The organism is Meiothermus sp. (assembly GCF_026004115.1).
GTDB lineage: Bacteria > Deinococcota > Deinococci > Deinococcales > Thermaceae > Meiothermus.
In genome coordinates this window covers 1,541,121-1,566,579 of sequence record NZ_BPIM01000001.1, presented here as the reverse complement: position 1 = coordinate 1,566,579, position 25,459 = coordinate 1,541,121, and the positions used below count along the sequence as shown (strand labels likewise).

Annotated in this window: 26 protein-coding genes; 13 read left to right on the top strand and 13 right to left on the bottom strand. The window is 62.7% G+C overall.

All coding sequences use genetic code 11. The features are described 5' to 3' along the window. Positions 1-155: 155 nt before the first annotated feature. Together Q0X23_RS07475 and trxB are read right to left on the bottom strand one after the other, a co-directional pair. Positions 156-1,223 (bottom strand): C4-dicarboxylate transporter, encoded by a 1,068-nt coding sequence (locus tag Q0X23_RS07475; RefSeq protein WP_297859723.1) that lies wholly within the window; start codon positions 1,221-1,223, stop codon positions 156-158. An 8-nt stretch (positions 1,224-1,231) separates the two neighbouring features. Further along, positions 1,232-2,170 (bottom strand): thioredoxin-disulfide reductase, encoded by a 939-nt coding sequence (gene trxB / locus Q0X23_RS07470; RefSeq protein WP_297859722.1) that lies wholly within the window; start codon positions 2,168-2,170, stop codon positions 1,232-1,234. 124 nt (positions 2,171-2,294) lie between these two features. Here trxB and Q0X23_RS07465 point away from each other — a divergent pair, with 124 nt between their 5' ends. From Q0X23_RS07465 to Q0X23_RS07435, 7 genes are all read left to right on the top strand, one after another. Further along, on the top strand, positions 2,295-2,672 hold the full coding sequence (locus Q0X23_RS07465; RefSeq protein WP_297859721.1) for a hypothetical protein: 378 nt from the start codon (positions 2,295-2,297) through the stop codon (positions 2,670-2,672). A gap of 123 nt (positions 2,673-2,795) precedes the next feature. After that, positions 2,796-3,992: a NosD domain-containing protein gene (locus tag Q0X23_RS07460; RefSeq protein WP_297859720.1), complete on the top strand. Its 1,197-nt coding sequence runs from the start codon at positions 2,796-2,798 to the stop codon at positions 3,990-3,992. Then, positions 3,977-4,615 (top strand): ABC transporter ATP-binding protein, encoded by a 639-nt coding sequence (locus tag Q0X23_RS07455; protein ID WP_297859719.1) that lies wholly within the window; start codon positions 3,977-3,979, stop codon positions 4,613-4,615. Before Q0X23_RS07460 ends, Q0X23_RS07455 begins: the two co-directional genes overlap by 16 nt. Next, complete coding sequence (locus Q0X23_RS07450; protein ID WP_297859718.1) at positions 4,596-5,261, top strand: nitrous oxide reductase accessory protein NosL; 666 nt, start codon at positions 4,596-4,598, stop codon at positions 5,259-5,261. Before Q0X23_RS07455 ends, Q0X23_RS07450 begins: the two co-directional genes overlap by 20 nt. A gap of 176 nt (positions 5,262-5,437) precedes the next feature. Beyond that, on the top strand, positions 5,438-5,941 hold the full coding sequence (locus Q0X23_RS07445) for a nitrous oxide reductase accessory protein NosL (RefSeq protein WP_297859717.1): 504 nt from the start codon (positions 5,438-5,440) through the stop codon (positions 5,939-5,941). A 2-nt stretch (positions 5,942-5,943) separates the two neighbouring features. After that, positions 5,944-6,696, top strand: coding sequence for a hypothetical protein (locus Q0X23_RS07440; protein WP_297859716.1), 753 nt, complete (start codon positions 5,944-5,946; stop codon positions 6,694-6,696). 15 nt (positions 6,697-6,711) lie between these two features. Next, a complete protein-coding gene (locus Q0X23_RS07435) occupies positions 6,712-7,143 on the top strand; it encodes a copper chaperone PCu(A)C (RefSeq protein WP_297859715.1) in 432 nt (143 codons plus the stop codon). 64 nt (positions 7,144-7,207) lie between these two features. Here the strand turns inward: Q0X23_RS07435 and Q0X23_RS07430 are convergent, their stop codons facing one another. After that, positions 7,208-7,852, bottom strand: a complete 645-nt coding sequence (locus tag Q0X23_RS07430) for a hypothetical protein (RefSeq protein WP_297859714.1) — start codon at positions 7,850-7,852, stop codon at positions 7,208-7,210. Positions 7,853-8,034: 182 nt separating this feature from the next. Between Q0X23_RS07430 and Q0X23_RS07425 the strand changes: the two genes are divergently transcribed. The 3 genes from Q0X23_RS07425 to Q0X23_RS07415 all read left to right on the top strand — a co-directional run bounded on the left by Q0X23_RS07425 (position 8,035) and on the right by Q0X23_RS07415 (position 9,391). Next, complete coding sequence (locus tag Q0X23_RS07425; RefSeq protein ID WP_297859713.1) at positions 8,035-8,175, top strand: hypothetical protein; 141 nt, start codon at positions 8,035-8,037, stop codon at positions 8,173-8,175. Continuing rightward, a complete protein-coding gene (locus Q0X23_RS07420; protein WP_297859712.1) occupies positions 8,172-8,984 on the top strand; it encodes a TlpA family protein disulfide reductase in 813 nt (270 codons plus the stop codon). The genes Q0X23_RS07425 and Q0X23_RS07420 overlap by 4 nt, the downstream gene beginning before the upstream one ends. A gap of 125 nt (positions 8,985-9,109) precedes the next feature. After that, positions 9,110-9,391, top strand: a complete 282-nt coding sequence (locus tag Q0X23_RS07415; protein ID WP_297859711.1) for a metal-sensitive transcriptional regulator — start codon at positions 9,110-9,112, stop codon at positions 9,389-9,391. 284 nt (positions 9,392-9,675) lie between these two features. Here Q0X23_RS07415 and Q0X23_RS07410 read toward each other — a convergent pair whose 3' ends face one another. The 9 genes from Q0X23_RS07410 to Q0X23_RS07370 form a co-directional block, all read right to left on the bottom strand. Continuing rightward, positions 9,676-11,226 (bottom strand): ABC transporter ATP-binding protein, encoded by a 1,551-nt coding sequence (locus tag Q0X23_RS07410; RefSeq protein ID WP_297859710.1) that lies wholly within the window; start codon positions 11,224-11,226, stop codon positions 9,676-9,678. A gap of 47 nt (positions 11,227-11,273) precedes the next feature. Then, the gene (locus tag Q0X23_RS07405) at positions 11,274-12,437 is read right to left on the bottom strand and encodes a VLRF1 family aeRF1-type release factor (RefSeq protein ID WP_297859709.1); all 1,164 of its coding nucleotides are present in this window, start codon (positions 12,435-12,437) and stop codon (positions 11,274-11,276) included. Between the two features lie 121 nt (positions 12,438-12,558). Beyond that, positions 12,559-13,017 carry a CBS domain-containing protein gene (locus Q0X23_RS07400; RefSeq protein ID WP_297859708.1) on the bottom strand — a complete coding sequence of 153 codons (459 nt, stop codon included), beginning with the start codon at positions 13,015-13,017 and terminating at the stop codon, positions 12,559-12,561. A gap of 9 nt (positions 13,018-13,026) precedes the next feature. Next, positions 13,027-13,476: a universal stress protein gene (locus tag Q0X23_RS07395; protein ID WP_297859707.1), complete on the bottom strand. Its 450-nt coding sequence runs from the start codon at positions 13,474-13,476 to the stop codon at positions 13,027-13,029. Between the two features lie 48 nt (positions 13,477-13,524). After that, positions 13,525-14,499 carry a universal stress protein gene (locus Q0X23_RS07390; protein ID WP_297859706.1) on the bottom strand — a complete coding sequence of 325 codons (975 nt, stop codon included), beginning with the start codon at positions 14,497-14,499 and terminating at the stop codon, positions 13,525-13,527. Positions 14,500-14,981: 482 nt separating this feature from the next. Beyond that, positions 14,982-17,540, bottom strand: coding sequence for a magnesium-translocating P-type ATPase (gene mgtA, locus Q0X23_RS07385; RefSeq protein WP_297859705.1), 2,559 nt, complete (start codon positions 17,538-17,540; stop codon positions 14,982-14,984). Between the two features lie 11 nt (positions 17,541-17,551). Further along, on the bottom strand, positions 17,552-18,532 hold the full coding sequence (locus tag Q0X23_RS07380) for a CapA family protein (RefSeq protein ID WP_297859704.1): 981 nt from the start codon (positions 18,530-18,532) through the stop codon (positions 17,552-17,554). 35 nt (positions 18,533-18,567) lie between these two features. Continuing rightward, the gene (gene polX, locus Q0X23_RS07375; RefSeq protein ID WP_297859703.1) at positions 18,568-20,295 is read right to left on the bottom strand and encodes a DNA polymerase/3'-5' exonuclease PolX; all 1,728 of its coding nucleotides are present in this window, start codon (positions 20,293-20,295) and stop codon (positions 18,568-18,570) included. Next, entirely contained in the window at positions 20,292-20,708 is a 417-nt protein-coding gene (locus tag Q0X23_RS07370; RefSeq protein WP_297859702.1) for a hypothetical protein, read from the bottom strand. The genes polX and Q0X23_RS07370 overlap by 4 nt, the downstream gene beginning before the upstream one ends. A gap of 194 nt (positions 20,709-20,902) precedes the next feature. Between Q0X23_RS07370 and Q0X23_RS07365 the strand changes: the two genes are divergently transcribed. From Q0X23_RS07365 to Q0X23_RS07355, 3 genes are all read left to right on the top strand, one after another. Continuing rightward, a complete protein-coding gene (locus Q0X23_RS07365; protein WP_297859701.1) occupies positions 20,903-21,706 on the top strand; it encodes an NYN domain-containing protein in 804 nt (267 codons plus the stop codon). Between the two features lie 41 nt (positions 21,707-21,747). After that, a complete protein-coding gene (gene pdxH, locus Q0X23_RS07360) occupies positions 21,748-22,380 on the top strand; it encodes a pyridoxamine 5'-phosphate oxidase (protein ID WP_297859700.1) in 633 nt (210 codons plus the stop codon). A 126-nt stretch (positions 22,381-22,506) separates the two neighbouring features. Continuing rightward, a complete protein-coding gene (locus Q0X23_RS07355) occupies positions 22,507-23,319 on the top strand; it encodes a M48 family metallopeptidase (RefSeq protein ID WP_297859699.1) in 813 nt (270 codons plus the stop codon). 435 nt (positions 23,320-23,754) lie between these two features. Here the strand turns inward: Q0X23_RS07355 and Q0X23_RS07350 are convergent, their stop codons facing one another. Then, positions 23,755-25,353 carry a glycerol-3-phosphate dehydrogenase/oxidase gene (locus tag Q0X23_RS07350; protein ID WP_297859698.1) on the bottom strand — a complete coding sequence of 533 codons (1,599 nt, stop codon included), beginning with the start codon at positions 25,351-25,353 and terminating at the stop codon, positions 23,755-23,757. Positions 25,354-25,459 lie beyond the last annotated feature (106 nt).

Here is a 25,459-nt window from a genome sequence, read left to right as displayed (position 1 = left end):
TGGCCCGCGCGCTGACAGATGCCAGCTTCGGCTGGTTCCTCGTAGGGAAGCGAAGAACCAACCGGGCTAAGGTACGCAGCGTAGGGGCGAGGGATACCGCCACACAGAGAAGACTTTTTTCGCCAATCGCCAACCCTATATGAAGCGCGCTCAGGCTAGCCTTTGGGGGGTCGCATGGCCCCCAGGCCGACCCAGGCCCGCAGCGAGTAAAACATCACCCACATCCAGAATACTCCGAGCAGCAAGAGCAGTGCCCAGGCCAGGCTGCTCAGGAAGGCCGATTCCAGCGCCCTGGATAAGGCCAGCGTGGCCAAGGTAAAAGCCCCTACAGGAAACACAAACCCCCACCAGCCCGGGGCAAAGTGGAACTGTGTCCGGCGGCTCTCGGCCAGGAGGGTGTCGAGCAGGAGCAAAAGGCTAAAAGCCAGCCACCACAGCCCCAGGCCCCAAATGGCCAGCGCAATAACCGGCCAGGCCTGTAGCCAGCCTTCTGGCACCAACCCAACCTGCGTGCCCCCCTCGAGCCAGCGCCAGGGGGCCAGCACCAGCAGGCCCACCGGTGCGAGGCCGATAAAAACCGAGGGCAGAAAGTGGGGCTCGAGCCGGTCGTGCCCATAGAGCCGTTGCAAGAAGCTGGGCAACACGAACAAGAACAGGAAAAAACCAATGCCCAAAAAGAGCCCGCTCATCACCCAAAGCTCTTTTTGCCACACCTTGGGAAAGGTAGAAAGCCAAAAGCCCCCAGCCATGGGCACCAAAAGGGCCGAGACCGGCGGGATGAACCAGGCCCCGTTGGCGGCCTCGAGGGGCAGCCTGAGCCGGGTACTCACCACATACACCACCAGCAGGCCCACCGCAAAGATGAGCGGTGTACCCAGCAAGAAAAGCCCCTGGCCCAGGAGCAGCGACCAGGGCCCCAGGGGTAGCACCCGGGTGGCCAGGCTCAGCACCAGCAGGGCAATAGGCAGGGTAGGGAGCATCTGCGAGAACAGGGGGTGCTGCAGGTCGGCAAGGGCGGCCTGAGGGTAGCGGAAAAGCTTGGCGAGGTAAAGGCCCAGGAGCCCCACCAGGGCCACAAGGGCCAGCGCATAGACCGGCACGGCCAGCCCAACCAGGCCGAACTGGGCCAGGGCCAAAGCCAGCGCCCCGGTGCCCATTACCGAGGCAAACCAGGCCGGGTTCAGGAAGCGTACGCTGGGTGCTGCGGGAACGGCGGCTTCCATGGCACCCCCTAATGCACGGCGGCGTGCTCCAGCTCGGCCAGGTAGCGCTCGGCCATCATGGCTGCGCGGGTGCCGGCCCCCACGCTGGTGGAAAGCTGGCGGTAGATGGGATCAGCCACGTCGCCGGCAGCAAAGAGCCCCGGTACCGAGGTAAAAATTTCGTCCTTCACCGCCACGTAGCCATCCGGGCGCAACTCCACCTGGCCCTTCAAGAAGCCGGTGTTGGGTTCGTGCCCGATGAAGATAAAGACCCCATCGGTGGGGTAGTCGTAGACCTGGCCGGTCTTGAGGTTCTTGAGGCGCACCCCGGTCACGGTCTCTTCGCCCAGCACTTCCTCTACCACGGTGTCCCAGATGAAGTGCATCTTGGGGTGGGCCAGGGCCCGGGCCTGGGCGGTCTTGTTGGCCCGCAGGACGTCGCGGCGGTGCACCAGGGTAACCTTGCTGGCAAACTTGGTCAGAAATAGGCCCTCTTCCACCGCAGCATCGCCCCCGCCTACCACCACCACTTCCTTGCCCCGGTAGAAGAAGCCGTCGCAGGTCGCACAGGTGCTCACCCCCCGGCCATAGAACTTTTCTTCACCGGGCACACCCAGTTTTTTGGGGTTGGCCCCGGTGGCCAGAATCACCGTGCGGGCGCGGTAGTCTTGCTCGTAGCCCTTGACCACAAAGCCCTCAAGGGATTTCTCTATGCCCTGGGCCTCGTCCATGGCGATCTCGGCCCCAAAGCGCTTGGCCTGCTGCACCATGCGCTCAGAAAGCTCGGCCCCGCCAATGGGCTCAGGAAAGCCGGGGTAGTTTTCGACCTCCTCGGTCTGGGCAATCTGGCCGCCGGGCAGGCCTTTTTCCAGAATAAGGGTCTTCAGGTTGGCCCGGCCGGTGTAAATGCCGGCGGTCAGCCCGGCAGGGCCGCCCCCAATAATCACCACGTCGTAGAGTTGGTTCATAAGCAAGTTCTCCTTTTGCCAGCTTAGTGCTGGCACTTCAGCACAAAGTATAACATACCCCTGGGGGATATGCGATCTGGGACGTTTGCCCCTATAGGGGGGGTAGCTATAATGATTTCAATATATGCCTGCTGCAGCCCAAGCCCGCCACCCGCTCTGGATTTCCTTCCTGGTGGGGCTGGTGCTGGTGGTCTCGAGCCAGTACGCCTTGCGCGACCCCCGCACACAGGTACTCCCGGTGGGTTTCCTGCCGGACGCATTTATTTGCACTTTCCAGGGGGGGGCTTCCCACACCCAACCCACCCCTACCCCCACCCATACCCACCAGCCCCACTGCCCCCTGTGCATCATCGGCGGCTTTAGTGACGGGGCTCTGCCCATCGTTTCAGTGCCGCGGCCAGTGCCGCAAGCAGGTGTAAGGCCGGAGCCGCTCGAGGCCCCCAGGCCCCACCTGCGCCCGGCTTTCCCTCTGCTTAACCGGGGGCCGCCCCTGCCGGTTTAGCGAGCACGCCGCCCTGCACGAGCGGCTGTGTAGCCGTTGTGGCGAAGCCTCGCTGCTGGTACTGCGTAACCACCATAAGTTTGCTCTCCGTCTGGCAGGCACAGCCTGTCGCCTGGCTGAATCATGCTGATACTGCATCCCCCTGCTCCCCCTCCCCCTTTGCTCCCGGGCCAGACCGTGGTGCTGGAGGCGGGTGTTTACCGTGGTCCCTGGGAGATTAGCACCCCGGGGGTGCGCCTGGTGGCCCGCCCGGGGGCGGTGCTGGATGCGGGCGGCAGGGGCAGCGGGCTTCTGCTATCGGCCCCCGGGATTGTGGTGGAGGGCCTCGAGGTGCGGGGCGTAGGCCCCGGCGACGACTTCTACGAGCCCGATGCAGCCCTGGTGCTCTACAAGTGCGCGGGCTGTATGGTGCGGGGCCTGCGGGCAGAGGGTGTTACCGGGGGTATCCGGATTGAGCAATCTAATGGGGCAAGGGTCGAAAGCTCCACAATCTCGGGCACCGGGGTAGCCCCCGGCCTACAGACCTATCGCAGCGACAACGTGGTGCTCCTGAACAACCGCATCAGCGGATTCCTGGACAACCTCTACGTGGAGTACGGTGAGCGGGTGGTGGTGGAGGGTAACCGGGTCGAGGCGAGCGAACGCTACGGCCTGCACCTGATGTTTACCTACCAGGCCCAGGTGAGGGGCAACCACAGCCAGCGCAACCGGGTAGGCTCGGCCCTCATGCACGGGGCCGAAAACCGGGTGGAAGACAACACCTTCGCCCAGGAAGTAGGGCCTCTGCGCTACGGGCTTTTGTTGCAAGAGGAATGGAAAACTGTACTGAAAAACAATCGCTTCGTGCAGAGTACTGTTGGGCTTTTGTCGCTGGACTCGAGGGACACCCGCCTCGAGGGCAATCGCTTTGAGAACAACGGCACCGCCTTGCTCTTCGCCCGCGACACCGACCAGAACACCCTCTTCGCTACCAGCAACACTTTTATGGGCAACCTGCACGACCTGGCGGTCGACGACCCTAGAGCCAGGGTACGCCTGCGGGGCAACGCCTTCGATCGGGCCTATCCCCTGCCCATCCCCCACCTGCCTAGCAGCAGCTTTGCGCTGCTCAGTGCGCGCCAACCCGACCTGAGCCTTTTGGCCCTCTCACCGGGGGTAGTGCTCTGGGAGACCGCCGAGGCCCGGGTGCCGGGGCTGCGGATGCTGTCCCTGGCCGATTCGGAAGCCCGGCCCGCCGCGCGGCCCACCGCGGGCATAGCGCCCGGCTTTGTGGGGCTGGCCTTTTTGAGCCTGCTGGGAGGGTTATGGTTGAGGTCGTAGACCTGCGCAAAAAAGGCCGCCTGGAAGGGGTGAGTCTTCGCCTGGAGGCGGGCAGCCTGGCCCTGCTGGGCCCCAACGGGGCCGGGAAAAGCACCCTTTTGGGCCTGCTGGCCGGGCGGCTAAAGCCCGATGGCGGCCTGGTGCGGCTCTTCGGACACGACCCCCGCAGTCTGGGGGCGGCTCGAGGCCGCGCTTATATCCCCCAGCACCTGACCTTTCCCGCTACCCTGCGGGTAGAAGAGGTACTGGAAGCAGCCCGACGGCTCAAGGGTGCAGGTTCGGCAGACAAGGACGAGGCCCTGGAGCGCATGGGCTTACAGGCCCACTACAAGCGCCCCGTAGCCCAGCTCTCGGGCGGCTGGCGGCAGCGGCTGGCCCTGGCGGCCGGGCTCATGGGTTACCCGCCGCTCTGGCTTCTGGACGAACCAGCCGCGGCCCTGGATACCGAAGGCCTAAACCGCTTGCAGGACTGGCTCTCGGCCCACCTGACCATGGGTGGACTGGTTATTTTGTCGGCTCACCGGCAAGAAGAAATTTCGCGCCTGGCCGAGCGGTTTATCCGCCTGGAAAACGGCCGGGTAGTAGAACAAGGCAGTGTGAACCATGTACAAGAACCGTCGTGAAGTGATCAAGATGCTTTCGGCTTTAGGCGCTTCGACTGCGCTTTCGCAGGCCCTGGCCCAGCATATGCAGCAGATGCAAGCCCCCTCCGCCGCCCCGGCCAATCTGGAAACCATCCCCGCCAAGTCTATCCCCTGGGAGCAGGGCACCTGCGCCTTCTGCTCGATGCCCCTCAAGACCCCGGCCCCCGGGGCCTGGATGAACCGCACCTTTACTCCGGGCTTCTTCGAGCAGACCTACAGCCAGATTGCCCTCAAAGAGCCGCAAAAGGGAATGGAGGCCATTCACTTCGAGTCCATCGCCTGCATGGTCAACTATGCCTGGATCTACGGCTTGCGCGACGGGGTGGGCAGCACCTTCTACGTGGCCGACCGGGGGCTTTACGACCCTGCCAAAGGCCCCGAAGCTGTACGGCTGATGCCCGCCCGCCAGGCCGTCTACCTGTGGGGTGAGAAGCGCGGCTGGGTGGTGATGGATGCAAAAATTGCCGCCTTCAGTTCCAAGGTAGAAGCGGAGGTCTTTGCCCGCAAAAACCCCGACTTAGGCCGCACCCGTATCCTGGACTGGCAGACCCTGCTGGATCTGGCCCCCCTGCCTGAGATGAACCTGGTGAACCTCCTGGCCAAACACGCCGGCCTGCTCAAATAAACCCAGACGCTTGGGCCGGGGGCTTGTTCATACCCTCGGCCCTGCTGGCGCACCGATACCTTGTTTTGCGGCACGTTTTGAAGCACGTAGATTGTCCCAAAAATTGCAATGTGCGGCTCATCGAGGGGACTGTATTGCGCGCCAAATTCTTTGACACGAGACCACAAGGAGCCTCTATGCAACGACGCACCATCATCAAAGGACTGCTGGCCCTGCCCCTGGGCTTTGGACTATTGCAACCCGCGCTGGCCGCAGCCCGGCCCTTGCGGGTAGGGGTGGATGCCTGCCCCTACTGCAACATGACCATCCTGGACGCCCGCTACGCGGCCCAGATGGTGACCAGTACCGGAAAGGTTTACCAGTACGACGACGTAGGCTGCCTGCTCGACCATCTACTGGGTTACGGCGGCCCCCAGGCCACCCCCAAGGAGCTCTACGTGGCCGATTTTGCCACCTCCGAGCGCCGCGAGGCCCGCTTTATTCCGACCCAAGAGGCCCATTTTTTGTTCAATGAACGCATTCGTACCCCCATGGGGGTGGGCTTGCTGGCTTTTAGCAGCAGCACAGCCCTGGAGGCTTACCTGAAAGAGCGCCCCCAACACGCCGGAGAAAAACTGCGCTGGAACGAGCTCCTCGCGCGGGGTCGCAAGCAAGCCTGGGTACCCGGCTACGGCAGGTGACCATGGCCCTCCTGCCCCTGTATGCCAAAGCCCTTTTGCGCAACCCCTGGGCCCTGGCCCCGGTAGTACTGCTGCCCCTGCTGGCCCTGGCCTTCCTGGGCCGGGGCGAGGCGGTGGCGGTGGTCTCGCTTTTTGCCTCGCTGGCGCTCTTGTTGCCGCCTTTTGTGTTGGCCTTGAGCGTACCCCTGCTGACCCTGCGGGAAGACTGGGCCTTCTGGGCCGGGATGCCCCAGAGCCCAGCACAGCTCTATCTCTTCGGGGTGCTGGGGGTGGGTCTGGGCTTTAGCCTGCCCATTCTGGCCGGGCTGGCCCTGGCGGCAGGGCTGCTGGGCTTGGGGAGCAAGGCTGCCAGCCTCCTGATGCTCAGTGGGCTGGGCCTTCTGTGGGTCTGGGTAGCCCTGGCGGGCTGGGTGGGGGCGGGCCTCGAGCCTGCCCGAGCACTGGGGGTGGGCTTGCTGGCGTGGGGGATGCTGGTACTGGCCTACGACCCTCTGGTGGTCGGGCTGGCGGTAGCGTTGCGGGACTATCCGCTGGAAGGTTTCTTGCTCTCGGCAGTGCTGCTGAATCCCCTGGAGATGTTTAGGGTGGGCCTGCTGTATGCGCTGGAAGCCCCGGTGCTGGTGGGGCCCACGGGGTACTTGCTTAAGGAGTTTCTAGGCTACACAGGGGGGCTTCTACCGGTGGCTGTGGGTCTCTTGGCGATAGGAATGGGGTTTTTCGGCGCGGGTTGGCGTTTTACCCGACGCGACCGGTAAACTGTAGAGACGTTTATGCGATGGTTATCTTTGCTTTTGTTTGCTGGACTGGCCCTGGCCCAGCCCACGCTGCGGCTCGAGGAAGGCTGGGTGCGGCGGGTGCCGGGCAACATTACCGCGGCCTACCTGGTGCTTTACAACCCCACCGATAAGCCGATCCGCATCGTGGGGGCCAGCACCCCCATCGCCACGCGGGTGGAATTCCATCAGACCACCCAAGCCGGTAACGACCAGCACCTCGACCTGTCGGCGATGCGGCGGGTGGACGCCCTGACCGTGCCGGCCAAGGGCCGCCTCAAGATTCTGCCCGGCGGCTACCACTTAATGCTCTACGGCCTGCGCGAGAAAAACCCCAAGCCCCTGGCCGAAGGGCAGAAAGTAACTCTGACCCTCAGGCTCGAGGATGGGACTAAGGTGACTTTTACCCTAACTGTGGAAATGCGTTAAAAAACGTCACGTCTTTTCTGATAAAAAGACGTGACGTCCTTTAACCAACTACTCTTTTCATCAACTACAACGAACGACGGAATAAGGCCAGCCAGGCTTCTCCCATTTTCTGACTACCCAGCACCTGGGCCACCTCCTGGTCCCCTGAGGAGGCGTTGATCCTGACCTGCGCTACCCGCACCTCACCTGCGTTACCATCTACCAGCACTGCAAAGAGGTTATTCTTCGCACTAAGGTAGCGGCGGATACTGGCGTCCTCTTTGGCGGCTTGGCCCACCGAGCCCAGACCCCAGGTGCGCACGTGGATGAAGATAGCCCCACCGTAATTGCGCTGGGCCGCTTCGGCCAACACCCCTTTTACCAGGGCGTTGTTGGTTGCAGCATCGGTCTGTCCTCCGAAGATGAGCGCTAGGGCTGGCTGCCGAAAGCTTACTAACCGCAGGGCATCTTCTGGAGTGGAGAGGGCCACGCTGGCTAGCTGCGCGTTGGGTCGGGCCTCCAGGTAGCTAGCGATGGCTGCACCGCTCAGGCTGGCGCAGATCGAGCTGCTGTTGGTGAGCACCTCAACCCCCTCAAAACGCAGTGCGCTTGCCCATATTTTGCCCATCGCATTCCCGGTGTAACCGCGAAGTAAATACTGCTCCCCCAGGGTAAGCGGTTGGGCTTGTACAAAGCCTAGCACAAGCATCAAGAAAACAATTAGTCGCATTTATTACCTCCTGTGGATATCCCTACTGGGTATTTACCCAAAACAATTGTATTTCTACAATGTCAACACTATGTAGCTTGAGCCAAATTTAGATTTTATACCTGGTACGGGTATATAAAGACCTCCGACTCGACAAAGCCAAATTATTTGCATGTTATATCCCCTGGGGGTATAATGGTATTATGAACACTCATCAACCAGCTAAGGCTTTTGCGGATCGCCTGCGCGGCTGGATGTCCTGCCGCTTGCGCAGGCTTTCGCTGTGCAACCTGATGCCCTGGATGGCCGTGCTTCTTTTGGGATGGGTGGTGTATAGCCGATGAGACTCACACCGGATGCCTTGCTTCTAGGCCCCCTGGCCCTGAGCTGGCCCAACCTGGCCCTCCTGCTGGGGATTCTTGCTTTTACCTGGCTGGCCGCGCGTCAGGGGGTGGAGGGTAAAGCCTGGTGGGTGTTGCTGGTTGCGGTGCTGGCGGCTCGAGTGGGCTACGCCGTGGAACACCTATCTACCTGGCCTGATCCTTTTGCTGCCCTGCTCGGTATCCTGGACATCCGCAGCGGGGGCTGGAACTGGTGGGTGGGCGTCCCCGCCGGGGCTTTAGCGGCACTTTTCTTGCTCAAGCGGGAAGCAATGCGCCTGCTGGTTCCGGGAGCGGCCTCGCTGGCTGTGGCCTTGTTGCCGTTAGGGGTGCAGTATGGCCTTACCCGTCCGGCCCCCTCAACCAGCAAACCAGCCCTAGGGAGCCAGGTACTACAGTACCTCGAGGCCGGCCAGTCCCGCCCCAGCGAGGTACGCTTTGCAGATCTGCCCAAGCCCATGCTGGTGAACCTCTGGGCCACCTGGTGCCCTCCCTGCCGGGCCGAGATGCCCCTCCTGGTGGAGTACCAGCAGAAGGGCTATCCCATCGTGCTCCTGAACGCAGGTGAAGACGCAGGCGCCATTCAGGACTTCTTGCAGCAGACCGGGCTAGAAGCGCGGGTTTTCCTGGACAGTGCAGGTTTGCAGCGGGCCTTCCAGGTGAGCGGGCTGCCCACCACCTTGCTGATTGGGGCCGATGGGCAGATCGTGGCCCGTCACCTGGGCCCCTTAAACCGGGCCCAGCTCGAGCAGCTTTTGCGACAGTTGGACTAGCTTTTAGCCCATGGCTGATTATGGGTCGGCAAAAACCTTTTTTGCTTGGGGCCCTGGACTGCGGGCATGCAGAGAACGTTGGAAGAAGCGCGGTCTTAGTGTACGATACCCCCTGGGGATACATTATGGGCGCTGCCAGCAGTAAGAAACACAACCTCGAGGCCCGTACGCGCGTCCTCAACCGCCTCAAGCGGCTGGAAGGGCAGGTGCGGGGCTTGCAAAAAATGGTGGAAGAAGACCGCGACTGCCGCGAGATTCTGACCCTGCTCTCAGGCATCAAAAGCGCCCTGGAAGCCACCGGCGACCTGATCTTCGAGACCTATCTGGAGGAGTGCCGGGCCGACCTGGCCCGGGGCCAGGGCGATACCAAAGCCATTGTGGAGGCGGTGCGCTTGCTGCGAGGCTAATCCGGGCCTTCCGATTAGCGCAAAGACCCCTCTTTGAAAGCTGAAAAGCGGATCTGGTGCACAGGTAACTTGTTTTGTGACACATCTTGAAGCACGTCGATTGCCCGAAACTGCGAGAGGCTATCTTTTTGAATCCTAGAGCACACCCCTCCCGAACGGTCGGCGAAGAAAGCGTCTCCCTTCCAGGGGGCGGTATCGCCCTCCGCTACGCGGATAACTTCGGCCCTGTTAGTTCGCCGCCATCCGGCAGCGAACTAACCGAATCTGGTATCAAAGGGCCGCTGTTAGGTTTTTACCCCGGCCATCAGCAGGCCCAGCTTCTCTTCGGTGGCCTCCTGGGCGGGCAGTTCGCCCACAATTTGCCCTTCGTACATCACCAGGATGCGGTCCGATAGGGCCATAATCTCCCCCAGGTCGGCGCTGACCAGGAGCACCGCCACACCCCGGTCTCTGGCCCGCACGATTTGCTCGTGCACGAACTCGGTCGCGCCAATGTCGATGCCCCGGGTGGGCTGGGCTGCAATCAGAAGCCGGGGGTTGCGGGAGAGCTCGCGGGCCACGATGATTTTCTGGGCGTTGCCCCCCGAGAAGCGGTCGGCGCTCAGGGTGGTGGAGCGGGGCCGGATATCAAAGGCCTCGATGCGCTGGCGAGCGGTTTGTTCTATCACCTCCTGGTTCAAAAAACCCCAGGGCCCGGCGTAGGGGGGCTGGTTGTGGTCGCCCAGGATCAGGTTCTCGGCGCTGGTAAAGCCCATCACCAACCCCCGCTGGTTGCGGTCCTCGGGGATGTGCGAAACCCCCGCCCGCCGCACCCTGTGGGGGTCGCCGTGGTCGAGCGAGCGGCCCAAAAAGCGCACCTCGCCGGTGTAGGGCCGCAACCCGGTCAGGGCCTCGACCAGCTCGGATTGGCCATTGCCCTGCACCCCGGCGATGCCCACAATCTCGCCGGCCCGCACCGCAAAGCTCACATCCCGCACCAAGGGTTTTTCTCTGGCCTGGGCCACCGTCAGGTGGGTGACCTCGAGCACCGCCTCGCCGGGATGGGCGGGGCCTTTTTCCACCCTGAACTCCACCTCGCGCCCCACCATCATGCGGGCGATCTGGGGCAGGGTGGCCCCTGGGGTGGGAATGGTGCCGATCATGCGGCCATCGCGCATGACCGAGATACGGTCGGAGACCTGGATGACCTCGAGCAGCTTGTGCGAGATAAAAACCGCTGCGTTGCCCTGGGCTGCATACTCCCGCAGAAAGCGGAAGAGGTCGTCGGTCTCCTGCGGGGTAAGCACAGCGGTGGGTTCGTCCAGAATCAGGATGCGGGCCTGCCGGTACAGGGCCTTGAGGATCTCCACTTTTTGCCGCAAGCCCACCGGCAAATCCTCCACCCGGCGGTCGAGGTCGAGCTGGAATTCAAACTGCCGTACCAGGGCTTCTACCCGGCGGCGCGCCTCGGCCATATCCAGGCCCAGGGGGGCAGTGGGCTCGTGGCCCAGAATCACGTTCTCCAGCACACTAAAAGGCTCCACCAGGGTGAAGTTTTGGTGCACCATTCCAATCCCCAGGGCAATGGCGTCGTGGGGGTCGCGGAGGGTTCGCTTCTCTCCATCAATCCAGATCTCCCCCGCATCGGGGCGCTGGATGCCGTAGAGAATTTTCATCAGGGTGGATTTACCGGCGCCGTTTTCGCCGACCAGGGCGTGCACCTCGCCCCAGCGCACCGAGAAATCCACATTCTGGTTGGCCTGTACCAGCGGAAAGCGCTTGGAAACACCCCGCATCTCGAGGGCATTGCGCTGGGTGGGCATAGCCTCTGCTGTGGGAACCATGGGCTTGGTCATGGCTACCCTCCTTGCCCTCAGGCTAGCTTCCGGCCATTACCAGAGGATTACCAGCGGGGCATACCGGCCAGACCGCCCAGCTCCTGCCGCAAGCGCTCTGCGACTTCGGCATGAACAAACTCGAGCTTGGTGCCATAGCGGGCGGCCAGCTCGGGCAGCACCCGCTTGAGCTCGACTTCTTCTACCGGCTGGCCGGGGCTGTGGGCCTGGGCGGCCTGGGAGCTGCTGCCCACCCAGCCATCGCCAGAGCGCCAGGCTTTTTCCTGCAGGTGCCAGGGCACCAGCACGTACTGCAAGCGCCCCTCCTGCAAGAGGCTCAGCACCTGCTCGAGGCCCCCCACCCCTTTCTCCCGCACCTGCGAGAGCAGGGCTTCCTCTTCCCGTCGCTCCACTGCTTCGATGGTCGCCGAGACGGTTTTGAGCACCTCCGCCGGACTGGGGGTAGCGGTGTGCAGCGGGGGCAGCAGGGCCACCACTTTTTCGGCTACCGGCCTGGGGAGGGCTTGCCGGGCTTCCTCGGGCACCCCCAGCAAAATCAGCCGCTCCAGGCCGCGCTCGGCCATCTGCTGCTGCAGAATGACACCGGCCTCGCGGAAGAAGCGCTGGCTCCACTCGTCCACCCGCCGCTCGTATTTGTCCTTGCCCGAACCGCCCCGCGCCGCTACCCCCACCGGGCTGGTGGCTGGGGCGGCGCTGCGTCCGGGCGAGCCGGTGCGGTCTTCGCCCAGGTAACGCCAGTTGTGGGTGTCCAGCAGCCGGAAGGCATCGGCCACCTCTTCAATCTCGCCCAGGAATACCTCGAATAGCCGCAGGCGCTCCTGATCCATGTGTACCACGCCGTAGCGCTGGTACTCCTCGAGGGCAAAGAGCAGCGGGGCCAGGTAAGGCGGCCCCCAGTGGGCTTCCACCCCCGCGCGGGGCTCGAGCAGGGGCAGCTCGACCTGCAGGTGGTAGTCTTCAAACAAATCTTCGGCCACAAAGAGCGCCCGGGTACGGCCCTGGGGGATGTAGTGCTGCAGGCGCTCGAGCACTTTTTTGCTAAGGGCCGACGGCACCCCCAGGCGCTCGAGGGCTTCCTTGGCCCGCAGCACGTAGGCCTTGCCGCTATTGTCGGGGTTGGCCAGGTTCACATCGAGGTACAAGGAGAGCAGCGGGGCTGGATGCGGTGCGATGGCCTCCTGGAGATAGGTGATTTGCGCTTTGTTGAGCATATGCCTCCTTTCACAAGGTACGCCCCTGTAGCATCGGTTGTTGGCTACTGAAGCGGACTTCTGTGCTTTTGTGAACCGCGCATGCCCGCACACATGGGCCCACGGTGGGCAGGGCCTCTATCTAATCAGTTTGCGCTTGCATCATCCATTTGAGCATATCGTAGCGCGAAATAATGCCCACCACTTTACCCCTGCGCACTACCGGGATGCGGTTGACATCGTGCTCGAGCATCAGGGCCAGCACTCGCTTTAGCGAAGCCTCGGGCGAGACCGTGACCACCGGGCTGCGCATGATGTCCTGGGCTCGCAGGTTGCGGGCTGCTTGATAGACTTTCTCGACCTGATCGGGGTAGAGCCAGTTGGCCAGCACATTGGCACTCTCGAACAGGGAAAAAGGCACCATACGCCCGGGGTGGCGGCAAAAATCGCCCTGGGTGATGATGCCCACCAGCTGGCCTTTGTCATCCACCACCAGCGCGGAGCCGATGTGGTGCTCGAGCATTTTCTGGGCCACCTCCACCAACGGCGTCTTGGGCGAGACGGCCACAATGGGCCTGGCCATGATCTGCTTGGCTTTCATAGCAGTCCCTTACGGGTGGTGTGGCTCGCTCAAGCGCACCACCAGCACCGGCCTGGGGCAGCGTTGCAAGACCTTCTGGGTCACTGAGCCGAGCAGGAGTCGATCCAGCCCGCTGCGCCCGTGGGTGCCCATCACCACCAGGTCGTGAAGGGCAGCCTCCTCCACAATAACCTGGGCTGCGTTGCCCTGCTTGAGCTCGGTTCTGACCGGAACCCCCAGGTACTGGGCGAACCCCTCGGCCCGCTCCAGGGCTTGCTTGCCCGCGACCTCGAGGTCACGCGACAGCTCGGGGTAGTAGGGAATGGTTTCGGGGCCAATCAGAATACGGGCTACCACCGGCTCCACCACATAAAGCAGGGTCGCTTCGGCCCCCAGGCTTTTGGCCAGCTCGAGGCCCGCCTTGACCGCGGCCTCGCTGGGGGCGCTTCCATCGGTGGGAATCAGAATCCGGTTGTACATAGCTCCTCCTCGTTGGCTCTTTTAAGAGCAGATTTGCTACAGGATCACTTAGCGCTCCCCCGGCGGGGGCAGGTGGGTCTCGTCGGGGTGGGTCAGGGCCGCCGGGTTGCGCACCAGCAGAATGGGCTGGCGGGCCTGCTGGGCCACATCCTCGGCCACGCTACCCAGCAAGAACTTGCGTAGCCCAGTACGTCCGTGGGTGCCCATGACGATCAGTTCAGCCTTCTCTTCCTCGGCCACTTCGCGGATGCGCTCGCCGATCAGATGCCGTCCGGCCTCGCGCAGCACGGTGTGTACGCGGGCGTGTTTGCAGCGTTGGGCGGCTTCTCGCAAGATGAACTCGCCCTGCTCGCGCAGGTGGGCCTGTTCCTGGGCCAGTTGGGCCTGGAGCTGGGCCGGGTCAGTAAACATCCAGGCCCGTCCCGCACTCACATAGAGCTGGGTCAGGTCGGGCACCACATAGACCACCGAGAGCCGGGCCTTCAGTGCCCCGGCCAGTTCGTCGGCATGTTGCAGGGCCAGATCGCTGTGAGAGCTGCCGTCAATAGCCACCAGAATGCGTTTGAACAGGGTGGGTTTGGTGTCGTCTCCCCGCACCAACATAAGCGGCACGGGGGCCAGCCGGGCCATCCGCTCGGCCACGCTGCCCAGCAAGACGCGGGGCAGCCCCGTGCGGCCGTGCGTACCCATCACCACCAGGTCGCAACCATGGGCTACCCCGGCATCCACCAGGGCCTCGGCCACGCCGGGCCTGCTCTCGGGTTCGGTGCTGGTGAGCTGGGTAGCACAGGCCACCTGGGCGCGGCTGGCTTTGCGCTCCCACTGCTCGAGCAAAGCCCGACCCACCGTACGGGCCCGCTCGAGGGCCTCCTGCACATCGCGCAGCTCGCGGTAGCGCTGCGGCTCAATGACGTGCACCAGCACCACCGAGGCCCCCAGGCGCTTGGCCAGGGCCAGCCCCACTGCCGCCGCGTGCTCGCTGGGGGGTGAGCCATCTATGGGCAACAGAATGCGTTGATACATACCCACCTCCACTCGCTTCAAACCAACACCTCAGCGACCTTTCCCTTGGGAAGAGGCTGCTGAGGTGGGAGGAAGGAAAGCCGTTGCCGACTTGCCTCCTTTCATCTTCAGGGTAGTCCTGTGTGGCAACCTTGCCAAGGGGTGTTTGTCCCCAGGGATAGTTCGGCCGGCCGGGTAACTACCAGGCCACTTGACCACGGCCGCCTCCAGCAGGCCCAGCAGCAACCACCGCACAAACTCACCCCTTTCGTTACTGCACCATCAGCTTTAGGGTGGGATGTAGATATTATACCGGATTCAAAAGATAATCATCCAAACCAAAAGCCCCCAGAGGCTATCTTTTTGAATCCTAGAGCACACCCCTCCCGAACGGTCGGCGAAGAAAGCGTCTCCCTTCCAAAGGGGCTTACGCCCTCCGCTACGCGGATAACTTCGCCCTGTTAGTTCGCCGCCATCCGGCGCCGAACTAACCGAATCTGGTATTACACCTGGCTCGAGAAACGCCGGTGGAAAATCCCTTTGACCCACTCCACCAGCAAAACGTACAGCAAGGTCAGGTCCAGGAGCCCCAGCAGCAGTGGATAGGGCAAGGGCACGAACCCAAAAACACCGCTAAAAGGGAGATACGGCATCAGCACGGCCAGCACGGTCAGCAGCAGGGTGGACCAGAGCAACAGGCGACCGGGTCGGCTCTGGAAGAAGGGACGGCGGGTACGCACGACCAGCGCTACCAAGAGCTCGGTGAGCAGGGATTCTATGAACCAGCCGGTGCGAAACTGCTCCGAACTGGCACGAAAAACCCATAGCAGCAAGCCAAAGGTCAGGTAGTCGAAGACCGAACTGATCAGGCCAAACACCACCATAAAATTGCGAATGAAGCGCATATTCAGGCGGTGGGGTTTTTCCAGCCATTCGCGGTCTACATTATCGGTAGCCAGGCCCACCGCCGGTAGGTCGGAGAGAAAGTTGTTGAGCAGAATTTGCTTGGCCAGCAAGGGCAAGAAGGGCAAAAAAGCCGAGGCCCCGGCCATGCTGAACATGTTGCCGAAGTTGGCGCTGGTGGTGGTGAAGATGTACTTGAGGGTGTTGGCGAAGGTCTTGCGCCCTTCCTCGATGCCTTCCCGCAGGACATCCAGGTCGGACTCGAGCAGCACCAGGTCGGCGGCTTCTTTTGCCACGTCCACCGCCTGATCCACCGAGATGCCCACATCGGCTGCGTGCAGGGCTGGGGCATCGTTGATGCCATCGCCCATATAGCCCACCACGTGGCCGGTTTTTTGCAGGGCCAGAATCAGGCGCTCCTTCTGAGTAGGGTCTACCTCCACAAACAAGTTGCAGCGCTCGGCCTGGTGCCAAAGGGCTTCGTCGGGGAGGGTGGCGAGCTCCCGCCCGGTCAGCAGCCCCCGCACCTCCATCCCCACCCGGGCAGCCAGGTGGGCCGCTACCTTACGGTTGTCGCCGGTAATGATCTTGAGGTTCACGCCCAGGCGGGCCAGTTGGATCAGGGTGTCCTGCACACCCGCTTTGGGGGGGTCGAAGAAGAGCAAAAACCCCTGGAAGGTAAGGTCTTGCTCATCATCGCGGGTGAAGACGGCCTGCTGAGTAGAGACCAGCTTACAGGCCAACCCCAGCACCCGGTAGCCCTGCTCGCTGTAATGGCTGTAGAGCGCCTCGAGGCGCACGAGGTCGGCGTCGTCCAGAGGCCGAACCTGGCCTTCCTCCTCGAGGTCGGTGCAGACCTCGAGGAGCTGCTCCAGCGCTCCTTTGGTCACCAAAAGCCGCTTCCCCGACTGCTCCACCACCACGCTCAGGCGCTTGCGGCTGAAGTCGTAGGGAATCTCGTCCACTTTTTGCGCTTGGGCGGCATCCAGGCCCGCCCGGGAAGCCGCCTGCACAATGGCCTGGTCGAGGGGGTTGGCCAGCCCGGTCTGGAAGTAAGCGTTCCAGAAGGCCTGTCGCAGGACCTGGGATGAGGGCCGCCCCCCCGAGTCCAGCGCACCGTCTAGCCGTACCACCCCTTCGGTCAGGGTGCCGGTTTTGTCGGTGCAGAGCACGTCCATGCTGCCCAGGTTCTCGATGGCACTCAAGCGGCGCACAATCACCCCGTGGCGGGCCATGCGCTGGGCGCCCTTGGCCAGGTTCACCCCGATGATGGCTGGCAGCAGTTCGGGGGTCAGGCCCACCGCCAGCGCAATGGCAAAAAGCAGCGAGTCGATGGGCGGCTTCTCGCCAAACACGTTGACCGCAAAAACCAGTAGCACCATAAGCAACATGACCTGGGTCAGCAAAAAGCCAAACTGCCGAATCCCCCGCTCGAACTCGGTCTCGGGGGGGCGCAGGGCCAGCCGGTCGGCAATCTTTCCAAAAGCCGTACTGGCCCCGGTCTCGACCACCAACACGCGGGCAGTACCGCTACGCACGCTAGTACCCATAAAAACGCAGTTGGTGCGCTCGCTCAGGCTGGCTTCCGGTGGCACCACCCCTGGGAGCTTCTCTACCGGGAAGGTCTCGCCGGTGAGGGCCGCCTGACTGACGAAGAAGTCCTTGGCCTCGAGCACCCGACCATCAGCAGGAATCAGGCTGCCCGCCGAGAGCAGCACCACATCGCCCGGAACTACCTCCTCGGCGGGGAGGTGCAGGGTCTGGCCCCCGCGCAACAGCCAAACCCGAACCTGAACCCTGGCCAGTAGCTTCTCCACCGCCCGGCTGGCGCTGTACTCCTGCACGAAAGAAAGCAACGCGCTGCCCAGCACAATCAGGAGCACAATGAAGGCATCCAGCCATTCCTGCACCAGTGCCGAGACCGAGGCCGCAAAGACCAGCATCAGCACCAGGGGGCTCTTGAACTGGGCCAGCAAAACCGCCAGAGCCGTGGTGCGCCGCCGGGTTTGCAGGGTATTGGGACCCCACTGTTGCAAGCGGCGACGGGCCTCAGCAGGGTTTAGTCCATCGGGTTGGCTTTTCAGCCGAGTCCAAAGGCCCTCCAGCGCTTCCGCCCAGTAGGGGGTGGGGGCCCTGGGATGATGCGAATGCTGGCGCATGGTGGCCTCCTCTAGCAGGTTACCCACAATCGCGTACCTTCGCGCGAGACCGGGGTACCCAGTTCCGCCGAGAGCATTTGCACCCGTTCTGCAACGGCCTCCCAGGTGGGGCCGGTAGCCAGGTTGACCTGGCAGTTATCAATGTAGAGGGGCATTAGCTCCACTTCCCCAATGCGTTTTTCCTCGAGCTCCACCCGGTATAAAAGGCCCCAGTCGTTGCGCAAAATCGGGTCTACCGCGTAGTCGTCCACAAACTCGCCGCAGTCGTAGAGGATGGACTTGCCCCGGTAGACCTCGAGGCCCTGGAAAACATGGGCGCTGTGCCCGTGGAACACGTCGACCCCAGCCTCTATAAGCGCATGGGCAAAAGCCCGGAAGTAAGGCGGAGGACGCAAGCGCATGTTGGGCCCCCAGTGGGCCGAGACCACCACCCAGCGGGCTCCTTGGGCGCGGGCCTGGCCAATCTGCTCCTTTAGCACCGGCAGCGATTCCGGCGCTACGGGTAGGTAGTGGGTGCCGGGGGTGTGGGGGCCCGCCTTCCAGCCCGGCTCGTTGTCGGTGAAGGCCACCACCCCCACCGGGCCGCTTTGGGTTGGCAAAAGCACCGGGCGGCAGGCTTCGGCCAGGTTGCGCCCGGCCCCCACGTAGGGAATGTGGGCCCCCTGAAGCAGTTCCAGCATCTGCAGGAAGGCTTCCTCCTCGTAGTCCAGCACGTGGTTATTGGCCAGCACCACGCAGTCTATGCGGGCCAGTTGGAGCGCCCCCAGGGCCTGGGGATGGGCGCGGAAGTGAAAAGCCTTTTCCCAGCGGCTAAAGGGCCGGCCCCGGTCCGAGATGACACACTCGAGGTTCACCAGCCGCAAGTCGGCCCGGTAAAACTCGTCCAGCACGTTGCCAAAGGGATAGGCTGGCCCGTAGCGCAGCAAGGCCTCATTCACCAGCCGGCCCAGCATCAGGTCGCCGGTCAGGCAAAGGCAAACCATGCCTTCCATCTATATCAGCTTGGGCCTTCGGCGTTCCCGGTCCATTACCCCCGCACGCCCTGGAGCCAGTCCAGAAGGGCCGCCAGGGAGCGGGTGTTGAGAATCTGCCGAGGCCCCAACCAGGCCCGCTGGGCCGTACCCACCGCCAGCTCCATGAAGCGCAGGTGATCGAGCTGGTGGGCATCGGTGGAGAGGGAAAAAAGGAGGCCCATTCCGCCAGCCTGGCGGGCCAGGGTATCGGGCAGGTCCATGCGGTCGTGGTAGCCGTCGATTTCCAGGGCCTTCCCCAGGGCCTGGGCCCGCCGGAAAATCTTCTCCCAATTGGCCTCGAGCTCCTTGCGCACCCCCAGCATGCGGGCGGTGGGGTGGGCCAGGATGTGTACGGCGGGGTGCTCCAGCGCCCGCAGGATGCGCTCAGTCTGCTGGGCGCGGCTCAGGTGGAAGTGGGAGTGCACGGCCACCAGCACCACCTCGAGCCCCCGCAGCACTTTCTCGGGGTAGTCCAGGGAACCATCGGCCAGAACCTCCACCTCGGCCCCGGCCAGCAAATAGGGCTTGCCGCCGGTTTGTTCGTTGACCTGGCGTATCTCCTTCAGGCGGGCCTGTACCTTGTCCAGCGGCACCCCATGGGCCACCTTGAGGCTCTGGGAGTGGTCGGTGACGGCCAGGTACTCGTAGCCCAGCTTTGCTGCGGCCTGGGCCAGCTCGAGCAAACTGGCCTTGCCGTCCGACCACCTGGAGTGCACCTGGAGGTCGCCACGAATCTCCTGAAGGGTGACCAGCCGGGGCAGCCGCCCGGCCTGGGCCGCCTCGATTTCACCACCGTCTTCCCGCAAGGGGGGCGGAATCCAGGGCAGGCCCAGGGCTCGGTAGACGCTTTCCTCGTCCTCGCCGGCCAGGCGGATTTTCCCGCGCCAGACCCCGTACTCGTTGAGCTTGAGGCCCTGTTTCTGGGCCAGGGTGCGCAGCTTGATGCTGTGGGCTTTGGAGCCGGTCAGGTACTGCAAGCCGCTACCCCAGGCCGCCGGGGGCACGGTCTTGAAGTCCACCTGCAAGCCTTCACGCAAAAAGACCGTAGCCCGGTTCTCCCCTACCGCTTCCACATCGGCAATGCCCGGCAGGCGCACCAGGGCCGCCAGCACCTCGGCTGGCTTTTCGGTGGCAATCAGAAAATCGAGGTCGCCCACCGTCTCGCGGTAGCGCCTGAGCGAGCCGCAGACTTCGGCCTGCACCACCCCCGGCTGGGCCCGCACTTGCTCAAGCAAGGCCCGGGCCTGCCCCAGCACCGCGCCCAGGGGCCGGCGCTGGGTGGCGGTTTCGGCCAGGGCCAGGTTTTCCAGCAGATGCCGGCGTTTTTTCTCGCCAAAACCGGGCAGCCCCCGCACCTGGCCCGAGGCCAGCGCGGCCTGCAGCGTTTCCAGCGAGTTCACCCCCAGCCTGTCCCACAGCAGTTTGGCGGTCTTGGGCCCCACCCCCGGCACCCGCAGCACCTCCAGGATGCCCTGGGGCACCTGCTGGGCTAGCCGGGCGTGGGCCTGGATGGCACCGGTGCGCAGGTACTCCTGGATTTTGGCGGCCAGGTCGGGGCCGATGGCGGGCAGGGCCTCCAGGGCTTCAGTTCCCTGGGCCGCCACCGCCTCGATGGGGGCCTCGAGGTCGGCCAGGGTGCGGGCGGCCTGGGCGTAGGCCCGCACCCGGAAGGGGTTCTCGCCCAGGAAGGCCAGCATATCGGCCATTTCCTGAAAAATACGGGCAATTTCGGCGTTTTTCATCGCACCATCAGTTCGAGCCCCTCGTCCAGAGTACCCCCCCAGGGGGTTACCTGGCGGGCAACCGGCAGGCGGGCCCAGCGCAACAGGCGGGGGTCTTCCAGGAAAAGACCCAGCACCTCGGCCACCAGGCGGTCGGCCAGCCAGCCAATATCGAAGCGGTACCGACGGGTGTACTCGTCCAGTTGCTCTTCTTCAGGGGTCAGCAAATCAAAGAGTAAGGTGGCCAGACCGGCTTGTTGCAGTTCCTGGGCAATGTAGCGGTTGCGCGGGCTGTGCCGACTGCTGCCGCTGCCGTGGGCGAAAAGAACCACCCCCTCCGCCCCGGGAGGGACGCAGAGGTCACCCTCGAGCGCACCCAGGTTCTCCAGCGGAATATAGACGACTTTGGACGGAAAGTTTTGCGGCATCGCCATGTTCAACCTCGCTTGCCGGTTCCGGGGGAGCCACCTCTTTCGCGGGCTCCCCTCTAGCTTGAACCGGCTCAATTACCAAGGCGTTACCAATGGATGCAAGACCTGAGCCTGTGCGCCAAACCCCCGTAGTCCGTAACACAGAGCGCTTGGCCTCTATACTTGAGCAGGACACTCCCCTACCGCGTGGTGAAACTATGGCAGGCCGATCCGATATCAAAAACATGGCGCTTTTCTGCGACTTCGAAAACATTGCCCTGGGGGTTCGGGAGGCCAAGTACCCCCAGTTCGACATCCAGAAAATCCTCGAGCGGCTTCTGCTCAAAGGCAGTATCGTGGTGCGCAAGGCCTATTGCGACTGGGAGCGCTACAAGGATTTCAAGGCCTCCATGCACGAAGCCGGCTTCGAGCTTATCGAGATTCCCCATACCCGCCTCTCGGGTAAGAACTCGGCCGATATCAGGCTGGTGGTAGATGCCCTCGACCTCTGCTATACCAAGTCCCACGTGGATACTTTTGTGATCATCAGCGGCGACTCCGACTTCTCGCCCCTGGTGTCCAAGCTGCGCGAAAACAACCGGCTGGTAATCGGAGTAGGCGTAAAAAAGTCCACCTCGGATCTGTTGACCGCAGCCTGCGACGAGTTCATCTTCTACGATGACCTGATCCAGGAGGAACTGGCCCAAAAGCGGGCCGTCAAAGCCAGCAGGCCGGCGCCCAAGAGCAAAACCCCCGAGAAGCCCCAGGATCAGCAGCAGGAGGCCTTACAACTTGTGCTCGAGACCCTCATGGCCCTGCAAGCCGAGCGCGGCGAGGAGGAGCGCATCCTGAGTTCGTTGGTCAAGCAAACCCTTAAGCGGCGCAAGCCGGGTTTCAACGAAGCCTCCTACGGCTTCCGTTCCTTTAGCGCCTTGCTGGAGGAAGCCCAGCGGCGGGGGCTTTTGCGCCTGGAGCGCGACGAGCGCTCGGGGGGCTATATTGTGCACCCTCGAGGGGAGTAAGGGCCTCAATTGGGGTTGATTCAAAATCGCATAATTCAAATATGCTCCGCGACCTCCGCAGCGACTACACCTACGGCACCTTAAGCGAGCAGGACGCCGATCCCAACCCCTTTCGGCAGCTCGAACGCTGGCTTTCGGAAGCCATCGAGACCCATCTCTACGAACCCCACGGCATGACCCTCTCCACGGTGGGCACGAATGGACGGCCCAGCAGCCGGGTAGTGCTGCTGCGGGGCCTGGACGAGGAAGGCCTGGTGTTTTTCAGCAACTACCACAGCCGCAAGGGACAAGAGCTCGAGGCCAACCCCTGGGCCTGCCTCAACTTCTGGTGGCCCCCCATGGAGCGCCAGGTGCGCATCGAGGGGCGGGTTGAAAAAGTAGAGCCGCAGCTGTCCGACGAATATTTTGCCAGCCGCCCCTACGACAGCCAGATTGGCTCGGCGGCCAGCCCCCAGAGCCAGGTGATTGCCAGTCGGGAGGTACTGGCGCAACGCATCGCCGAGCTCAAGGCCCGCTACCCCGAAGCCGTACCCCGCCCGGCCCACTGGGGGGGCTACCGCTTGAAGCCCGATACCTTCGAGTTCTGGCAGGGCCGCCCCAGCCGCCTGCATGACCGGCTGGTCTACCGCCTTCAGCCGGATGGGGGATGGACAATTGAACGGCTGGCTCCTTGAGTCGCAACATTAAGAGTTACGTTATGTAAATGAAAGAAAACTATTCTCACAAATAGCCATTTGATTAATTTTGCAAGCCCTCATCTCACCATCTGATTTGCGTGTTCTGGATAGGATTAAGGCCGGATGTCAGACACGGAGAAAGCTACCCTTTACTACCAAAACAAAACCATTCGCTATACCATCCGCCGCAGTGCCCGCCGCCGGACGGTGGGAATTACCATCGATGTTCAGGGGGTGCGGGTCGCCGCCCCCAAACGTATGCCCCTCGAGCAGGTTATCGCTCTGGTGAACACCAAAGCCCGCTGGATTGCCGAAAAACACACCGAATTCAAGAGTCGACTGGAGCCGCGCAAGCGATTTGTCAGTGGGGAAGAGTTTTTGTACCTGGGCCGCCGGGTGAGCCTTCAGATTCAGTCCGAAGGTTTATCCCCTCACCCAAAGCGGGGGAGCCACAAACCCGGTTCCTCGATGCAGCCCGAGTTGTTTGATTTTAACTTTTTACCCAGAGCCAGGCCCAAAGCAGCAGTGGCCCTCAAAGGCAATGTTTTACATGTACAGGCCGATGCCTCCTCAAAGCAGAGCACCAAAGAGGTACGGGAGATTCTCGAGGAATGGTATAAGGCCCGCGCCGAGGAGGTAATTACGCGCCGGGTACAGCACTATGCCGATCAACTGGGCTGGCGCATGCCCAAGGTGCTCATCCGCAACCAGAAAAAGCGCTGGGGGAGTTGCAACGCCAAGGGCGAGTTACGTTTCAACTGGCGGCTGGTGATGCTGCCCTTGCCGGTGCTGGACTATGTGGTGGTGCATGAGATGGCCCACCTCAAGGTGCTCAACCACAGCCCTCGCTTCTGGGCCCTGGTCGAGCAGATCATGCCCAACTACAAAGCCCGTCACCAGGCCCTGCACGAGCTAGGCATGAGGTTGTACTGGTAGTTATCGCGCCATCGGCCCAGCCAGGATGGACTTCCGCCATTTGACAAACTCGGTTTGGGTTTTATCCTTTTTGCATAGCCAGATACTCCAGATACTATAGATGTCTGCATTACTGGCTTCCATCACGTATGCTGGCCCAGGGGAACTTATACCGGATTCAAAAAGATAATCATCCAAACCAAAGATCCCCCAGAGGCTATTTTTTTGAATCCTAGAGCACACCCCTCCCGAACGGTCGGCGAAGAAAGCGTCTCCCTTCCAAAGGGGCTTACGCCCTCCGCTACGCGGATAACTTCCAAAGGGGCTTACGCCCTCCGCTACGCGGATAACTTCCAAGGGGCGGTATCGCCCTCCGCAACGCGGATAACTTCGGCCCTGTTAGTTCGCCGCCATCCGGCGCCGAACTAACCGAATCTGGTATAACACAACACCTGTTCAAATTGCGCTTAGAATTTGCGCCCTGGCTTTTTCGGCTTCCAGCGCCACACGGTCCGCGCTCCAACCCAGTTCCCGGCCCATCAGTTCGGACACCCGTGGGGCTGCCGCGAGGGCAGCCAGCGTGTCCAGGAAGGCCAGGCGGGTTCGGCGGGCCAGCACATCGAGCGGAGAGTAAGCCATCTCGTGGCGGGCCGCGTAAATCACTTCGGCTTCAATGATCGGCCACTCCACCGCCAATCGCGTCCGATAGCCTTCCGCCGCAATCTGGGCCACCACTGTGGCGCGGGCGCCATAGGACCGGTGGAGGTGTTGGGCGATGTCCGAAGACCAACCCATCTGCTCGAGTTTTTTCGCTCCATCCGGCTCAAAGCCTTGCCCGCCCAAGAGCGGAAGCTGCTCGGTTCGAGAGGGGCCTGCTTGCAGTTCAAACTGCCGCACGGCATAGTTCACCAAGTCCAGGGCCATTTTGCGGTAGGTGGTCCACTTGCCCCCCGTCAGGGTAAGTAAGCCCGAAGGGCTTTTCTGAATCAGGTGGTCGCGGGCCAGCCGGGCCGTGTCGGCCTCGGGGCGCGAAACCAGCGGGCGCAGGCCCGACCAGCTAGCCCGCACAGCCTCCCGTGGAATCTCGCCCAGGTAAGGCTTAACCTGCCGGAGCACATAACCAATCTCCTCTTCCGTTACCCTGGGGTGATCGACTATCGGGGCTGGGTCGTCGGTCGTACCCACCAGGGTACCTCCCAACCAGGGCAACACGAACACCACCCGTCCGTCCTCAGTTTTGGGAATCAGCAGGCCGGTATCGAGGGGGCTGTATTTTTTGTCCAGCACAATGTGAATACCCGAGCTGGCTTTCAGCAAAGGGGGGGCGTCGGGGTCGTCCATGCGCCGAATCGTATCGGAGAAGGGACCGGTAGCATTGACCACCACCCGGGCGGCCACCTCCACTTCCTTTTTGCTCAGGCCATCCCTGACCACTACCCCCCCTAGCTGGCCATTCTGCTTGAGCAACCCCTTCACCTCGGCGTAGTTGAGCACCACCGCCCCTTGCTGCGCTGCAGTAAGGGCCAGCTCTACGTTAAAGCGAGCGTCGTCGAACTGGCCGTCCTGATAGGCCACCGAACCTTTGAGCCCCCCCGGATTGATCGAGGGAAAGCGTTCCAGGGTTCCTTTGGCATCGATGTACTGCGCGGGTTGCAGGCGGGCCTTTCCGGCCAGGAGGTCGTATATCTTCAGGCCGGTGTAGTAGTAGGGCGCTTCCCAAAACTTGTACAGGGGGGTCAGGAGCCACAAGGGGCGGGATAGATGGGGCGCGTTCCTTAGCATGATGGCCCGCTCGTGCAGCGCGTCGCGCACCAGGTTAAGCTGCACCCGGTCGAAGGTCTTGACGGCGATTTCCAGGTAGCGCACCCCACCGTGGATCAGTTTGGTGCTGCGGCTCGAGGTGCCTTCAGAAAAATCGTATCGCTCGAGCAGGGCGGTTTTGAGGCCCCGGCTGGCCGCTTCCAGGGCTACCCCTGCCCCGGTAGCACCACCCCCAATTACCAGCAGGTCGAAGGTTTCGGAAGCAAGTCTTTCTAGCAATTGGGCACGTTCCATAGCTTTGCACCTAGCCTAACGCAGATGGGGAACTGCAACCAAGAGCCGTCTGGCCGATAGGTGGGGGACTGTCTCCTGCTGGCAAAAACTGTGGGTTTCGTATATT

What these genes read in the sequence shown, in the direction of transcription:
- Q0X23_RS07475 (WP_297859723.1), bottom strand. Translation starts at nt 1,223, where the DNA reads ATGGAAGCCGCCGTTCCCGCAGCACCCAGCGTACGCTTCCTGAACCCG.
- trxB (WP_297859722.1), bottom strand. Translation starts at nt 2,170, where the DNA reads ATGAACCAACTCTACGACGTGGTGATTATTGGGGGCGGCCCTGCCGGG.
- Q0X23_RS07465 (WP_297859721.1), top strand. Translation starts at nt 2,295, where the DNA reads ATGCCTGCTGCAGCCCAAGCCCGCCACCCGCTCTGGATTTCCTTCCTG.
- Q0X23_RS07460 (WP_297859720.1), top strand. Translation starts at nt 2,796, where the DNA reads ATGCTGATACTGCATCCCCCTGCTCCCCCTCCCCCTTTGCTCCCGGGC.
- Q0X23_RS07455 (WP_297859719.1), top strand. Translation starts at nt 3,977, where the DNA reads ATGGTTGAGGTCGTAGACCTGCGCAAAAAAGGCCGCCTGGAAGGGGTG.
- Q0X23_RS07450 (WP_297859718.1), top strand. Translation starts at nt 4,596, where the DNA reads ATGTACAAGAACCGTCGTGAAGTGATCAAGATGCTTTCGGCTTTAGGC.
- Q0X23_RS07445 (WP_297859717.1), top strand. Translation starts at nt 5,438, where the DNA reads ATGCAACGACGCACCATCATCAAAGGACTGCTGGCCCTGCCCCTGGGC.
- Q0X23_RS07440 (WP_297859716.1), top strand. Translation starts at nt 5,944, where the DNA reads ATGGCCCTCCTGCCCCTGTATGCCAAAGCCCTTTTGCGCAACCCCTGG.
- Q0X23_RS07435 (WP_297859715.1), top strand. Translation starts at nt 6,712, where the DNA reads ATGCGATGGTTATCTTTGCTTTTGTTTGCTGGACTGGCCCTGGCCCAG.
- Q0X23_RS07430 (WP_297859714.1), bottom strand. Translation starts at nt 7,852, where the DNA reads ATGCGACTAATTGTTTTCTTGATGCTTGTGCTAGGCTTTGTACAAGCC.
- Q0X23_RS07425 (WP_297859713.1), top strand. Translation starts at nt 8,035, where the DNA reads ATGAACACTCATCAACCAGCTAAGGCTTTTGCGGATCGCCTGCGCGGC.
- Q0X23_RS07420 (WP_297859712.1), top strand. Translation starts at nt 8,172, where the DNA reads ATGAGACTCACACCGGATGCCTTGCTTCTAGGCCCCCTGGCCCTGAGC.
- Q0X23_RS07415 (WP_297859711.1), top strand. Translation starts at nt 9,110, where the DNA reads ATGGGCGCTGCCAGCAGTAAGAAACACAACCTCGAGGCCCGTACGCGC.
- Q0X23_RS07410 (WP_297859710.1), bottom strand. Translation starts at nt 11,226, where the DNA reads ATGACCAAGCCCATGGTTCCCACAGCAGAGGCTATGCCCACCCAGCGC.
- Q0X23_RS07405 (WP_297859709.1), bottom strand. Translation starts at nt 12,437, where the DNA reads ATGCTCAACAAAGCGCAAATCACCTATCTCCAGGAGGCCATCGCACCG.
- Q0X23_RS07400 (WP_297859708.1), bottom strand. Translation starts at nt 13,017, where the DNA reads ATGAAAGCCAAGCAGATCATGGCCAGGCCCATTGTGGCCGTCTCGCCC.
- Q0X23_RS07395 (WP_297859707.1), bottom strand. Translation starts at nt 13,476, where the DNA reads ATGTACAACCGGATTCTGATTCCCACCGATGGAAGCGCCCCCAGCGAG.
- Q0X23_RS07390 (WP_297859706.1), bottom strand. Translation starts at nt 14,499, where the DNA reads ATGTATCAACGCATTCTGTTGCCCATAGATGGCTCACCCCCCAGCGAG.
- mgtA (WP_297859705.1), bottom strand. Translation starts at nt 17,540, where the DNA reads ATGCGCCAGCATTCGCATCATCCCAGGGCCCCCACCCCCTACTGGGCG.
- Q0X23_RS07380 (WP_297859704.1), bottom strand. Translation starts at nt 18,532, where the DNA reads ATGGAAGGCATGGTTTGCCTTTGCCTGACCGGCGACCTGATGCTGGGC.
- polX (WP_297859703.1), bottom strand. Translation starts at nt 20,295, where the DNA reads ATGAAAAACGCCGAAATTGCCCGTATTTTTCAGGAAATGGCCGATATG.
- Q0X23_RS07370 (WP_297859702.1), bottom strand. Translation starts at nt 20,708, where the DNA reads ATGGCGATGCCGCAAAACTTTCCGTCCAAAGTCGTCTATATTCCGCTG.
- Q0X23_RS07365 (WP_297859701.1), top strand. Translation starts at nt 20,903, where the DNA reads ATGGCAGGCCGATCCGATATCAAAAACATGGCGCTTTTCTGCGACTTC.
- pdxH (WP_297859700.1), top strand. Translation starts at nt 21,748, where the DNA reads ATGCTCCGCGACCTCCGCAGCGACTACACCTACGGCACCTTAAGCGAG.
- Q0X23_RS07355 (WP_297859699.1), top strand. Translation starts at nt 22,507, where the DNA reads ATGTCAGACACGGAGAAAGCTACCCTTTACTACCAAAACAAAACCATT.
- Q0X23_RS07350 (WP_297859698.1), bottom strand. Translation starts at nt 25,353, where the DNA reads ATGGAACGTGCCCAATTGCTAGAAAGACTTGCTTCCGAAACCTTCGAC.